Below are 14,072 nucleotides of genomic sequence, written 5' to 3'. Positions count from 1 at the left end.
TATGCTCCCAGAGATTCTAAAAGTTGCCGAGGAATATGGACTTACGTTCAATCCTCGGTATCACGGTAAAAAGGAGATGCTTTGCAAATGCACATTTTGCGAAGAGGATTCTAGGCCAGGTAAAGGAAATAAGTTTTATCTATCTTTAAATACGCATGATCAAGTATATAAATGTTGGTATTGTGGCGTTGCCGGTGGTGTTATAGACTTTGAAGCAAAGTTGTCAGGTCTTTCTTACAACGAAGTGCGTGAAAAATACTTTGGTAAAAGAAAGAAACCTGTACATCCAGCTGAAAGTTTAAATGCACGTCAACTTCGGTTAATCGGATGGGCTGAATATAAACGAAAAGACCGAAACGATTTTAAAAGGAATCGAGAGTCGGTTTTAAGAGATTGGAAAAATTATGAGCATGGAGAGCTGGTAAAACACTTTGCCTTATTTATGGTGATTGCTCACATTGAAAATCAAGCGGAACGTCAAAATGAACTTCTTCAATATGTGATTCAGTCATGTCATGAAACACAAATATACCTGTTGTTCAATCGACTGTTGGCTGAATACGTGAAAGTTGAAGAGGAACGTGCTGGCTGGGCTAAAGAAGGCACCTATATAGGGCGAGCAGCGTGGAAAGTATCGCTATCAACCTATGACTTTGGAATGGATAAAGTCGTGTATAACGTTGTTTTTCTTTATCACATGCTAGTAATGGAAGAAACACAAAAGCCCATAAAAGGTACTCACAAAAAGGAAGCAATCATGAATGACAAATTGTCTTTAGCCAATTAAAATATCCGTCACCCTTTACGGAGGAAAAATAGGGGCGTGACTGTAAATCAGTTACGAGAAAAGGAGAAAGTTATGAATAACGTTAGCTTAGTAGGACGTTTAACAAAAGAACCAACACTTAAATTTACACAAAATGGTGTTGCTGTTTGCAACTTTACATTAGCTGTGAATCGTCCGTTTAAAAATGCTAATGGTGAAAATGAAGCGGATTTCATCATGGTACAGGTTTGGAGGAAGCCTGCTGAAAATGCGGCAAACTTCCTTAAAAAAGGTAGTCAGGCCGCTGTCAGTGGAAGAATTAATAGTCGGCATTATGAAAATGATAAAGGGGATCGTATATATGTTACAGAGGTTGTAGCTGACTTTGTACAGTTCTTGGACCCGAAACCACAAGGTCAAGGCAATCAACAACAGCAAGGACAGGGGAGCTACCAGAAACAACCGAATCCGTATGCTGGTAACAGTAATGCTCAAAATCAAAATAGTAATCACTTCGAAACGGGTGGAGGTTCTATTGCAGTAAGCGATGATGAACTGCCGTTTTAGAGCGTGAGATTTAATGAAAGGAGATTGGGTATCCAGTCTCCTTTCATTTATTGGGAAACAAAAAGAAGAAAGGAGAGATCATATTGATTTACTCTTTTTCACGTTTAAATCTTTACACAACCTGTCCTTATCGATTCTTTAAGAAATATATCGAGGGATATGAAGAACCTACCACCTATCCTTTAGCTTTGGGTAAAGGGGTCCATAAAGCAGTCGAAGATAAAATTAATGGGGTAACTCATTCAGAAGCCGTTTTAAACGGGTTAATTGAAGCTGAATTTCATCCAGAAGTGACCATGGATGAACTGTCGAAGTTGGTTAGCCATGCACCGATTAAAGAGAACATGGGTGAAACGGAGATTCATTTTCAGCTACCACTTTCTGATACAGATTCAGCCCCGGTATTACAAGGTTATATTGATCTTGTGTCGCCAGACGGAAGTAAAATAGTCGACTGGAAAACCAATAGAGTTAGATACGATGTTAGGGATAACCATCAAGTCGGCCTGTACGCATGGGCTGTAGGTCAATTAAAGAACATAACACAGGTTGAAGGCAATTTGTATTTTCTTCGATTCAGAAGAGCGAGTAAATACGTGTTCAATTCTGCAGATATGGAAAGGTCTAGACAATGGGCTTTTAGGGTGGCAAATGAAATCAATTCCAAGCGAGAGATTTTAGATATGCTGCCAGAAGAAGCGGAAAATTTATTCTTGTCAAAGCCTTCTAGCCATTGTAGGCATTGCCCGTTTGTCATTGAATGCTATCGTAAGTTCAGTTGTTATTAAAAGACGAAAAATAACAGAGGTCTCACCGATGTGGATTATTCTCTTCGGTGTTTTTCTTTGTCACATGCTTCATTATTAATCGAAGCAAATGTCAAAATGAAAGTAATTTCACACAGATAGAGGGGGCAATGGTGCTCCCTCTTTTTAAATTTCAAACATACCTAGATACTCACTCATTATTTCTTCAGTGCCCTCTTTCAGCTCACCGCTAGAATACTTTTTTCGCTCTTCAAATCTAATACCTGAGAATATAAATTCGGTAAAATTTTCATTGCTGCTAAACTTAATCAACTTCATGTTATTACGCCTAAGATAAATATTCGTTTCCTTTAAATCGGATCGCGCTTGTAAGAGTGCCTGGTCAATCATTTTTGCATATGGTCGTTTAAATTTCAGTTGAGTTTCTTCTATAGTAAATAAATCCATTTCTAGTATCTTTATTAACATTGGTAAATAAATCGCATTCTCGAAATGCGGTAAAGATTCTTCTAGAAACAATTATTATCCCACCTTTAAAAAACATTAACCGTGGCATGTGAACCAACTGCGCAGAAACGGCAAACGGCATCAATTATTATAATGTCTCCTTTTTTATCGTTAAAGTCATTTGAGTATTCCGCACTCTTAAATTTTAGGTTCCCTCGATTACAGTTTGTGCATTTCATCTGTTCTGTTTGTTGTTTTAACCCCATCGTCGTATGTATTAAGTCCAATAGTTCCCCCTCCTGGATGATTAATTCGACATCATTCATTGTTACCCTTTATTTTTTGACAAATAAAAAAGGGGGCAGTTCAAATTAAGGGTAGGTCGTCTTTTACTTTCTTACTCTCATATATAGAGAATAGTGTTATAATTGTTTTTAGATTAAAATAAAGGGGGATATTAATGAGTAGTACATTCAAGATTTCGACGGGCGATCTTCAAAGACCGGACAAGCAGTTCGAAATTACAATAAAAGGTGATGACGAGAAAACCAATTTGGATACTATTGTGAAAGCCGCAAAAACTTTAATTGAGTCTATTGATTTGAAACACTCGTGCGACGAGAATTACGAAATTTATGAACAAAGCATGATGCAAATCTTGTTATCTATTGCAGATAGCATCATTGCTGAAGGTTGGGAAGTTGAGGATGATTCCGAGAAAGCCAGGCTTGAAATCATAAGTCATTTTATTGAAAACTTAAGATATTAATATATATTATTTACGACCCATCGAAATTCTAGCTGGGTCGCTTTTTGGTTATAGTTTACCTTTATTTAATCTGCGTTGTCTCTCCATAATCATCTGCGATGTCTATTAATTACCCCATCAACAGTTGTGCCATATCGTCTTTGCTCTGCCTTGATTGTAATTGGTTCCGCATATCCGTCTTGCTTAACTCCTAGCATTTTTTGACGTTTCATAACACTTCTTGACATAACGAACCAAATTGCCTGGTAAGAAATTGTGACTCATTTTCACCTTATTTATTTATGAAGAGGGGGGATAGCAAGGTGTATTTACTTATAGTTACCATAATTTATTGTTTCATAACACAGATTGTGAATGTAGACTATGGTCCTGCTATGGGAATTTATTTAATAATTATAGGTATTATCAAAGGTTTACTTAGCGAGGAATATAAAGACGTCTTTAATTGCAACAAAACTAAGTACTTGTACGAAAAAAATGGATTTAAAGATTCTTTAATGGAGCTGTTGTCTTTAATGTTAATTTTTGTTAATTCTTATTTAATCGCTTATGAACCTTTCTCTCTTTTCGAATTTGCTTTTTTGTTTGTAGTTTTTGCATTTGTATACCGATTTGCATTTTGGGGGATAACACGAATAATTAGAGAGAGAGTCAAATCTTATTAAACTAACATATGTTTATTAAGCCTTTAGTTTTTTCCGCTTTATAAGTTAAAACTAAAAAAATAGCACCGCTAAATGTGGTGCAATTCCATGCTTAAATTATGTGAAAACTAATGCTGAAAAATATATTAATTCCTTTGTTATTTGTGGTGTTGTTTCTTTTTTGTACCAATCAACTGACGGGTTATTCTAGCTACTTAGGAACTTTTTATTTTAAGAAAACTAAAGCCGTTTTTAATACTTATTTAATGACCTATGTTTTAACTGCTTAGCATTAATAGGTCATCAGTAAACCAATATCCATGGTGTTTACAGACACGCTTTTCCGAAGTGTTGCGACTGTTACTTTGTTTTGATAAACTTAATCTATATTCTATTTGTTTCTAAGTCATCGTATTTTGATGAAAGTCGTTATACCTTTCTATTTTCTAAAAGGAGATTCGACACAAATGTTGCAGCCTTTGAATTCTCGTTTCGAGGAAAGCCAGGCCGATGTAATTGTACGTCATAAAATCGCTTTCGAGCATAATCACACGGGGTATTTACGCATTTTTGCGTGATATATATTAAAAGTCGATTGAATCCATTTGGATGCAGTCGGCTTTTTGTTTTCAAAAATAAAAAGGAAATGGAGTGATTTAAATGGTTGGAAAACAATTAGAAAGTCTAATTTCCAATGTTGAAAAGGAAGGTGTAAAGAAATCTTTCATCTGTTATGTGGATGAAAAGAATGAAAGGAAATTCCTTGTATTTAAGTTTGGTGGTATCTACCAACTGGATGGATCGGGAGAAGTTAAAAAGCTAAATTTGCTTACCGACATTCAAGATATTTTCTTGTCCATTGAAAACGGTGATGTGAAAGTTATTGGTAGCGGAAATATCGGAATTTAAAGGAGGAATTAAATCATGGTACTCGCAAAAACAGAAGAAGTTAAAAGCATGGATCATGCAATAAATTTAGGAAAAGAAATTGAACGAGTAGAAGCGGCTTTGAAAGCAATGAAAGCTGAATTGAAAGCATTCGTTGATGTAAATGGTCCAGTTGATACCGGTGACGTGATTTGGGATTATAGCATATCTGCATCATGGAGTTTCAACGAAGAAGGACTGAAAGAATTAGCACAAAACATGGTTCTTGAAGGTGTTAATCCATGGAAGGTGTTAAATATTACAGCCTCTAACCTAAAGAAATTGGGTTGGGATGATACGATTGTTGCAAAAATGGGCGAAAAAAAAGAGACAAGAAGATTCTCGTCTCGTAAAAAGTAAATAATAAAAAATTGTAGATACATCATAACACAAAAATAAGCCTTCCACCAGGCAAGGAATGAGTGGCACATGAACGCTAGTGCCACTCCGGTACTAGCTTTGTGTGGAGAGGACTATAAAATGACTACTAAAAAATATATTAATTCTGCTCGTGAAGCAGTCGCATCGTACAATGCAATCGGTTCAGAAAGCGTCATAGAATTACAGGACATTCTTGCTGTTTTAATTGGGCCATCTTCAACACCTGAATTTACAGGCCGTTTAGCAGGTCGCGGGATTCGAGCACTAGTTGAAATGACTGTTTCTGAATTAGAAGGAGAAGGCATGACTCATAATGAAGCTTTGAAAGTGCATTCGGGAATGCTCCTTGCTAAAAAAGCACGGAGTGCTGGAAAAAATGAAAAGCGTTATACAATCAGATCACCAGAAGATGCAGCATCATATCTAATGGCGGAAATGACATCGCTAACGCAGGAACATTTCATTGTCTTGTACCTAAATGTAAAGAATGAGGTACTTCATAAAAAGACGGTTTTCATTGGCTCGTTAAATTCCTCGATAGTACATCCAAGGGAGGTGTACAAGGAAGCCGTGAAACATAGTGCGGCATCCGTAATTTGTCTTCATAACCATCCTAGCGGTCAGCCAAATCCATCACCTGAAGACATTGAAGTAACCAAAAGACTTGCTGAAGCAGGCAGTGTGATGGGGGTGGAATTGTTGGATCATGTGATTATAGGAGACCATCAATTTGTGTCACTTAAAGAAAAAGGATATATGTAAAGTAATATGGTGAAGAGCGTATTAATTAACGCTCTTTTTTTGTTTGTAAAAATATAAAGGTTGAATTGTATGGAGTCTTGGTATTAAATGCAACTACATTTTGCTTCTATATATCATCCGATTTAAAGGACTATGAAAGTCTATTATATTCAAAAATGCTCATTGATATCGAGTCTTGGTTAATTGCCGGAAAGCTATCTATATCTAATATTGTTTTGGTATAATAGAACTATAGAATGAATATGGGGGATATAACATGAATTTTCAAGAAAAAGTAGGTTTCATTTGGTCAAATGCGAATATTTTGCGAGGGCCGTATAGACCAGAGAACTACGGAAAAGTAATTTTACCAATGGCAGTTTTACGCCGTTTTGATGCAGTACTATCAGATACAAAAGAATCAGTTTTGAAACAATATGAACAATATAAGCATTTGCCGGAAAGTACGAGAGATGAGATTTTAAATCGTACTGCGAAGGAAGGCTTTAACAATACAAGTCAATATGATTTCAACAAATTGTTAAGTGACCCAGACAATATTGGGGATAACTTACGTGATTACATAAATGGTTTCTCTGAGGTGGCACGAGATATTATTAGTCACTTTGACTTTGAACGTGAAATTGACAAGTTAGAAGATAATAACTTGCTGTATTTAATCGTGAAAAAATTTGAAGAAATCGATTTACATCCAAAATCCGTTAGCAACATAGAAATGGGTTATATATTTGAAGACCTCATTCGTCGTTTTAATGAAGACGGGGAAGCTGGAGACCACTATACGCCACGTGAAGTCATTCATTTAATGGTTCATTTAATGTTCAATGAAGATGAACAAATCTTATCGACTCCGCACATTACGCAAACGTTATACGACAGCTGTGCGGGTACGGGTGGGATGGGAACCGTTGCACAAGATTATATCCAAGCATACAACCCAACTGCACAACTTGAGTTTTTCGGTCAAGAAATTAACGGGGAATCCTATGCGATTGCAAAAGCGGACGCACTAATAAAAGGGCAAGATGCAAAAAACATTGCGCTCGGAAATACGCTCTCTAATGACAAATTTGAAAATCAAAAATTCGACTACCTCATTACGAATCCGCCATATGGTGTGGAATGGAAACCAGCGGAACATGCTGTTAAACAAGAACATGAAGACTTAGGCTTCAGCGGTCGATTCGGTGCAGGACTGCCACGTATTGGCGATGGCCAATTACTATTTACGCAACACTTAATAAGTAAAATGAAGCCAGTTACGGAGGATAATCCACAAGGTGCGCGTATGGCGATTATTATGAACGGTTCACCTTTATTTACAGGAGATGCAGGTAGTGGAGAAAGTGAAATTCGTCGTTGGCTTTTTGAGAACGATTTAGTTGAGGGAATTGTTGCGTTACCTGACCAACTTTTCTATAACACTGGAATCTCGACGTACATTTGGATTCTAACCAACAATAAAAAAGCCCATCGTAAAGGGAAAGTTATCCTCGTCAATGCAGTCGACCAGTTTAAAAGAATGCGTAAAAGTTTGGGGAGTAAACGGAACGAAATAACGGACGCGCAAGTTGATGAGATTGCTAGATGGTACGGAGAAATGAAAGAAAACAAGCACGTTAAAGTCTTTGACAACGAAGATTTTGGTTATTCCAGAATTACAGTAGAACGTCCTCTTCGGTTGAACTTCCAACTTTCAGAAGAACGAATTCAAAGGCTGAATGAAGAAAGAGCGTTTATCAATTTAGCCAATTCAAGGAAAAAAGGGGAAGCAGGAGAAGTTGAAATTGCGGCTGGAAAAGAACTGCAAATCGCTATCCTTGAAACATTGAAAGAGCTAGATGGAGAAGTCCTTTATAAAAATCGTGAAGAATTTATCGAAGTAATCAAAGAAGCCTTCAAGGGGACAGAAGTCCAACTTCGTGCCCCCCTGTTAAGAGCTATTTGGACCGCTTGTTCAGAACGTGATGAAACAGCAGATGTTTGTATGAAAAATAAAAAAGAGATGGAACCTGATAATGAACAACGAGATACGGAAGTAATTCCATTAACAGAAGATATCGGGGAATATTTCCAACGTGAAGTATTGCCACACGTGCCGGACGCGTGGATTGATGAAACGAAAACAAGGATTGGTTATGAAATACCGTTTACGCGCCATTTCTATGAATATACAAAACTGCGATCATCAGAAGCAATTAAGCAGGAAATCATGGAACTTGAAAAGCAGATTCAAGCGCAACTTGAGCAGGTGATGAAGTTATGAGTTTTAAACCGTATCCGGCTTATAAAGATAGTGGGATTGAGTGGATTGGGGAAATACCTAAAGATTGGAATCTGACAAAAGTTCGATATACATCTTCAATGAATAAATACACATTATCAGAACGAACGTCAAAAGATTTGAAAATCAATTATATTGATATTGGAAGTGTAAATAGTGATGGGCATATCACTAATATAGAAACGATGAATTTTTCAGATGCCCCAAGCAGAGCCAGAAGAATCACATCAAAAGGTGATATTATTGTATCCACAGTAAGAACATATTTGAAAGCAATTGCTTTTATTGATTGGGAACAAGAAAGGTTGATTTCTTCAACTGGGTTTGCGGTAATTACACCGAATGAAAAAGTGGTAAATAAATTCATGGCTTATTTGTTTAGAACTTCAATTTATTTAGAAGAGATAGAAAGTAGATCAGTAGGAGTTAGTTATCCGGCAATAAACTCGAGTGAGATAGAAAGATTAGAAATGATATTGCCACCTTTAGAAAGTCAGGTTAATATTGTTAAGTATTTAGATGACATTTCTAGGAATGTGAGTTTAATAATTCAAAGTAAAGAAAAATTAATAATAAAATTAGTAGAAAAACGCCAAGCAGTCATTACCGAGGCGGTAACCAAGGGGCTCGATCCGAATATGCCGATGAAAGATTCGGGTGTTGAATGGGTTGGGGAGATTCCAGCGCATTGGACTACTTCAAGATTAGATTTTACTTCAAAAGTTAAGGCGAGATTAGGTTGGAAGGGTTTAAAAGCAGAAGAATATGTTGATGAAGGATATATATTATTGTCTACTCCAAATTTAAGAGGAAGGGAAATTGAATTTGATAATGTGAATTATATTACAGAAGAGCGATACTTAGAATCACCTGAAATTATGTTAGAAGTGGGGGATGTGTTACTAGTAAAAGATGGCAGCACATTGGGCATAACAAACGTCGTTCGTAAATTACCGATGGGAGCAACTGTAAATAGCTCAACAGCTGTTATTAGACCAACTAACCAAGTAGATAGCATCTATCTTTATTATTATTTGACCTCTACGTATATCCAAGACATTGTCAACCAAGTAAAAGATGGTATGGGAGTACCGCATCTTTTCCAAGCGGATATTAAAAAATTTAAAGTATTGTTGCCGACTTTAAGTGAACAAATTCAAATTGGTCAGTTCCTAGATAAGAGCACATATCGAATTGAACAAGCTATTGAATCTATACAATTTCAAATCAAAATACTAAAAGAATACCGCGAGTCTCTAATTTACGAAGCCGTTACCGGGAAAATCGATTTACGAGATTATAAAGGTGGGGAGTATGATGGGGATTGATTATTCGGAGTTAGGTTTGGAAGAGAATATCGAAAGGCAATTGCTGGACGGGGGATATATTCAGCGCAAATTGCAAGGGGATGCTTTAAAGCAGTTTCAAGAATCTGCGATTGACTTTGAAGTGTTGCTTTCGTTTTGGGATGAGACACAGGAGCGTGAATTGAACCGTTTGAAACAAATTCACGGGCCATTCTTTGAGAAGCGTGTACTAAATCGACTAGACCAAGAGTTGACACGTCGTGGGATGATTGATTGTTTACGTCACGGTATTCAAGATCGCGGCGTGCGATTGCGACTCCTTTTCGATCAGCCGCGATCTACTATGAATCAAACTTTAGTGGATAACTACGACAACAATATATTTCACGTTCATCGCCAAGTGTATTACAGTGCCAGACATAATAATAGTTTAGATATGATGCTTTCAATCAATGGTTTGCCAATCGTCATTATGGAGTTGAAAAACCAACTGACTGGACAAACTGTTGAGGATGCAGAGAAGCAGTTTAAAATGACGAGGAATCCACGTGAAAAGTTGTTCCGTTTCAAAGAGCGGACAGTCGTCTATTTTGCCGTTGATACCGATGAGGTGTCGATGACTACAAGACTTGCTGGAAACCGCACGTTTTTCCTTCCTTTTAACCGCGGAAATAATGGTGGAAAAGGAAATCCACTAGTTTATAACGATTACCGTTCGTCTTATTTGTGGCGGGAAGTGTTGGCGAAAGACAGCTTGTTAGATTTGTTATTCCGCTTTGTCTTTGTGAAGAAAGAAAGCATTCGAGATAGTACGGGAGAAATCATTGATTCGAAAGAAATTGTGATTTTCCCTCGTTATCACCAAATGGATGTCGTTCGCAAAATCGAAGCTGATTTGAAAATGAACGCAGTCGGACATAATTACTTAGTCCAACATTCAGCGGGAAGTGGAAAAACGAACAGTATTGCTTGGCTTTCCCATCGTTTAGCAAAATTGCATAATATGGAAAATGAAGCTGTTTTCGATAGCATTATCGTTATTACGGATAGAAGAGTGTTAGATGCACAATTGCAAGATGCGATTTATCAATTGGAACACGAAACGGGTTTTGTTGCGAAAATCGATGAAGATTCAAACCAGCTGGCACAAGCGATTAACGACGGTACGCGTATTATTATAACGACACTTCAAAAATTCCCATTCATAATGGATAAAGTGAAAGAATTCGAGCGCGGCACGTACGGCATTATTATTGATGAAGCGCACAGTTCACAAGGCGGAAAAGCATCGAATGCAATGACGAATATTTTATCAGATAGAACGTTAGAAGATGCTTATGAAGCGGATAAGATAATGGAAGATGAACTGTCTTCGACGGAAGAGAGAATTGTAGAATACATTGAGAAGAGCGGTAACCAGGACAATATTTCTTTCTTTGCATTCACAGCAACACCGAAACCGAAAACAATTGAACAGTTCGGAACCGCGAATAAAGAAACAGGAATTCCCGAAGCTTTTCATGTGTATTCTATGAAGCAGGCGATAGAAGAAAAGTTTATTTTCGATGTGTTGCTCAATTACACTACCTATGACACATTTTATAAAGTGGCGAAAAGTATCCAAGAAGATCCGGAAGTATCGAAGAAAAAGGCAACACAACAAATTGCCCGTTTTGTATCGTTACATCCTCATAATATTGAACAGAAAACAGCGGTCATGATTGAACATTACCGTCAATCGTCGAGCCATAAAATTGGCGGACGAGCAAAAGCGATGCTTGTCACGCGTAGCCGACTCCATGCGGTACGCTATAAATTTGCGTTCGACAAGTATATTAAGAGCCAAGGCTATCAAGATATGAATACGCTAATTGCATTTTCTGGTACGGTGAAAGACGATGGCGGAGAGTTCACAGAAACTGGAATGAACGAGTTACCCGAAACTGAATTGCCGGAAGCTTTCTCAACGGATGAATATCAAGTACTGATTGTTGCAGAAAAGTACCAAACAGGATTTGACGAGCCACTTCTGCATACGATGTATGTTGATAAGCCGTTAAGTGGCATTAAAGCAGTTCAAACTTTATCGAGACTAAATCGGACGTGTAGCGGAAAAGAAGACACATTCGTGTTGGATTTTGTGAATGACCCAGAAGATATACAAGAATCTTTCCAAGCGTATTATGAAGTGACTGGGTTAAGCGACGTGACTGACCCGAATATATTATACGACTTACAGCATGAATTAAATGCAACCCAAGTATATGCTCAACATGAAGTCGATGCTGTCAATGAATTGGAGTATGGCGGAAAACTAGACGGGAAGCAAGCGCAACAACGATTGAATCCTATACTAGACCAAGCAGTTGATCGATTTGAGAAGGATTTGACGAAGGAAGTACAAGATGAATTCAAAAGTGCAGCGACAAAGTTTATCCGCACATATGGGTTTGTGTTACAAATTGGTCCATTCACAGATATAGGTTTACACAAGCTCTATGTATATTTAAATTATCTTCTAAAGAAGTTACCACGTGATATTTCGGAGCAACTTTTCTTAGCGGACGACATAGCATTGGAATACTATCGGAATGATAAAGTATTCGAAGGAAGTCTCGCACTTGAAACGAGAGGCAGCACGGACTTAGATCCTGTAAGCCATGCTGGTGGCATTGCACCGGAGGAAGAAAAGGTTGTCCTGTCATCTATTATTGACAGAATGAATGACCTCTTTGGCACAGAGTTCGACCCGCAAGATAAGCTGTCTAGAGACCAACTGTTGGAAGACATGGTCCAAAGTGAAGAACTTCGTGAGAAGGCAGTTCATAACAGTTTAGATAATTTCTCGTATAGTTACGAAAACATGTTTATGGATTTTCTCATTTCGCGCATGACCGATAAAAACTTTTACATGAAAATGATGGAAAATGAAGATCAACGTAAATTTTTGATGAATGAAATGAAAGAAGAAGTTTATGAGCGGTTGAGAGGCTTGAATAGTTGAATATATTCTAGAAAATCCTTATTTCACATTATTCGAATAAGGATTTTCCAGAATATAGAGGTGTTTAACTTTATCTGCTTAGAGGAGGATGACAATATGTTGTTTGTAAGGATAAGCTATCTTCATTTTGATATTGTAAATTACACTCAAGACTTTCCGGTCCAATTAAAAGGAAATTTCGAATTCGATGTACAGGTTGAGACTAACGAGTTATACAAGAGTTTGTACAATCTCATTGGTAAGAATAAAGGGGACGGATTTGATATAAATATTACCGAAACTCCAAAGGAGATTTACGTTTCCATAACGCTAAATGTGTATGAGGGTTTTCATGAAAATCCAGATTACTCATATATCATATCTTATCTAAATTCATTACCTCCTATATTGAGGAACACTAGGTTAAATGAAGTTGAGGATTCTCGAGAAGTTAACTATTTATTAACTACTGAAGTTATGGATGAAAAATCATTAGAAATACTGAAAAATGAATTAAAGATCCAGAAAATAGATGTCGTAAAAGTGAATCATGCAATCAATGTGACAGAGCAAGGAGCAGGTCATTGGTGGGAAATGTATCTACTAGCTATTACATCAGGGCTAAGTATTGAGGCATTAAAAACTATAGTTGGTAGGATTTCAAATAATTTAGGGAAAGATGTAAAAGTAAAAGCCATTGACTTCAATAAGTTATTAATAAATCTTTCTGATGTTACCAATACAAATATAAGTTCTTTAGAAGTATTGGATATAACAGAAGTTGATAGTCAATTATACATTTTGAGAATAGGTAGTAGATATGCAGTTTATACAGTAAAATCCGATTACAAAGGAAATTTAATTGAATTGAAAACAGATTCTAAATCACAAACAAAGATATAAAAGTTATTTAATATTCAACGAAATAGTTTTCGGTTTAATAACGAATTAACGATATTTTTTTGTTTTTATCCGAAGTTGCAAATTATCATAATTTCACCCCACAGAGATAGCTTTCACTAAAAAAGGTTTACTATAAACCTAATGATTTATCAAAAACAAATAGTTTTACTAAACCCCAAGACTTTGATTATCCAATGCACTGCGTACAATATGTAGTTTTTTGGTAGAGCTTATTTTGGTGTACCAGTCCAAGAAAAAATCGTGAAAGTTTGAACAATCCTGATTGATTGTCACATGGGTACCGTTCATCAATTTATTTAGGAATAATTCCAATAGCCGTTGTATATCAAAAAAGATACACATAAACGTTCACAGTAAATAGTGAGCGTTTTCTTTTTGCAGCATAATATAAATTATGTTGTATTTTTGCATATTATCATCTAGAGATTACGGTTAAAATGAAACATAATTTATAAATTATCATGAAAAATAAATGCAACATTATTTACAGGAGATGATTTTATGATGGAAGACTTCCGGGAATATTTAAATACAAGACCTAAGT

General features: G+C 36.6%; 13 protein-coding genes. 11 read left to right on the top strand and 2 right to left on the bottom strand.

Annotated features, from left to right (window positions below):
- Window position 1: 1 nt before the first annotated feature.
- The 3 genes from JSQ81_RS07645 to JSQ81_RS07635 all read left to right on the top strand — a co-directional run bounded on the left by JSQ81_RS07645 (window position 2) and on the right by JSQ81_RS07635 (window position 2,121).
- Window positions 2–787, top strand: coding sequence for a hypothetical protein (locus JSQ81_RS07645; protein WP_212607064.1), 786 nt, complete (start codon window positions 2–4; stop codon window positions 785–787).
- A 72-nt stretch (window positions 788–859) separates the two neighbouring features.
- On the top strand, window positions 860–1,333 hold the full coding sequence (locus JSQ81_RS07640) for a single-stranded DNA-binding protein (RefSeq protein ID WP_212607063.1): 474 nt from the start codon (window positions 860–862) through the stop codon (window positions 1,331–1,333).
- 83 nt (window positions 1,334–1,416) lie between these two features.
- Window positions 1,417–2,121 (top strand): RecB family exonuclease, encoded by a 705-nt coding sequence (locus tag JSQ81_RS07635; RefSeq protein ID WP_212607062.1) that lies wholly within the window; start codon window positions 1,417–1,419, stop codon window positions 2,119–2,121.
- 144 nt (window positions 2,122–2,265) lie between these two features.
- Here JSQ81_RS07635 and JSQ81_RS07630 read toward each other — a convergent pair whose 3' ends face one another.
- Window positions 2,266–2,619 (bottom strand): YhjD family protein, encoded by a 354-nt coding sequence (locus JSQ81_RS07630; RefSeq protein WP_212607061.1) that lies wholly within the window; start codon window positions 2,617–2,619, stop codon window positions 2,266–2,268.
- Window positions 2,620–2,633: 14 nt separating this feature from the next.
- The gene (locus tag JSQ81_RS07625) at window positions 2,634–2,834 is read right to left on the bottom strand and encodes a hypothetical protein (RefSeq protein ID WP_212604629.1); all 201 of its coding nucleotides are present in this window, start codon (window positions 2,832–2,834) and stop codon (window positions 2,634–2,636) included.
- A gap of 173 nt (window positions 2,835–3,007) precedes the next feature.
- On the opposite strand from JSQ81_RS07625, the gene JSQ81_RS07620 reads away from it, so the two are divergent.
- The 8 genes from JSQ81_RS07620 to JSQ81_RS07585 all read left to right on the top strand — a co-directional run bounded on the left by JSQ81_RS07620 (window position 3,008) and on the right by JSQ81_RS07585 (window position 13,507).
- Window positions 3,008–3,316, top strand: coding sequence for a hypothetical protein (locus JSQ81_RS07620; RefSeq protein WP_212607060.1), 309 nt, complete (start codon window positions 3,008–3,010; stop codon window positions 3,314–3,316).
- A 1,304-nt stretch (window positions 3,317–4,620) separates the two neighbouring features.
- A complete protein-coding gene (locus JSQ81_RS07615; RefSeq protein ID WP_212607059.1) occupies window positions 4,621–4,869 on the top strand; it encodes a hypothetical protein in 249 nt (82 codons plus the stop codon).
- A 15-nt stretch (window positions 4,870–4,884) separates the two neighbouring features.
- Window positions 4,885–5,247 carry a hypothetical protein gene (locus JSQ81_RS07610; RefSeq protein ID WP_212607058.1) on the top strand — a complete coding sequence of 121 codons (363 nt, stop codon included), beginning with the start codon at window positions 4,885–4,887 and terminating at the stop codon, window positions 5,245–5,247.
- 120 nt (window positions 5,248–5,367) lie between these two features.
- Complete coding sequence (gene radC, locus JSQ81_RS07605; RefSeq protein ID WP_212607057.1) at window positions 5,368–6,030, top strand: RadC family protein; 663 nt, start codon at window positions 5,368–5,370, stop codon at window positions 6,028–6,030.
- Window positions 6,031–6,286: 256 nt separating this feature from the next.
- Window positions 6,287–8,296: a type I restriction-modification system subunit M gene (locus tag JSQ81_RS07600; protein ID WP_212607056.1), complete on the top strand. Its 2,010-nt coding sequence runs from the start codon at window positions 6,287–6,289 to the stop codon at window positions 8,294–8,296.
- Window positions 8,293–9,642: a restriction endonuclease subunit S gene (locus JSQ81_RS07595; protein ID WP_212607055.1), complete on the top strand. Its 1,350-nt coding sequence runs from the start codon at window positions 8,293–8,295 to the stop codon at window positions 9,640–9,642. The genes JSQ81_RS07600 and JSQ81_RS07595 overlap by 4 nt, the downstream gene beginning before the upstream one ends.
- The gene (locus JSQ81_RS07590) at window positions 9,632–12,625 is read left to right on the top strand and encodes a type I restriction endonuclease subunit R (protein WP_212607054.1); all 2,994 of its coding nucleotides are present in this window, start codon (window positions 9,632–9,634) and stop codon (window positions 12,623–12,625) included. The genes JSQ81_RS07595 and JSQ81_RS07590 overlap by 11 nt, the downstream gene beginning before the upstream one ends.
- Window positions 12,626–12,721: 96 nt before the next feature.
- Window positions 12,722–13,507, top strand: coding sequence for a hypothetical protein (locus tag JSQ81_RS07585; protein ID WP_212607053.1), 786 nt, complete (start codon window positions 12,722–12,724; stop codon window positions 13,505–13,507).
- Window positions 13,508–14,072: the final 565 nt, after the last annotated feature.

This window comes from Sporosarcina sp. Marseille-Q4063, assembly GCF_018309085.1.
GTDB lineage: Bacteria > Bacillota > Bacilli > Bacillales_A > Planococcaceae > Sporosarcina.
This window is presented reverse-complemented; position numbering and strand designations above follow the sequence as displayed.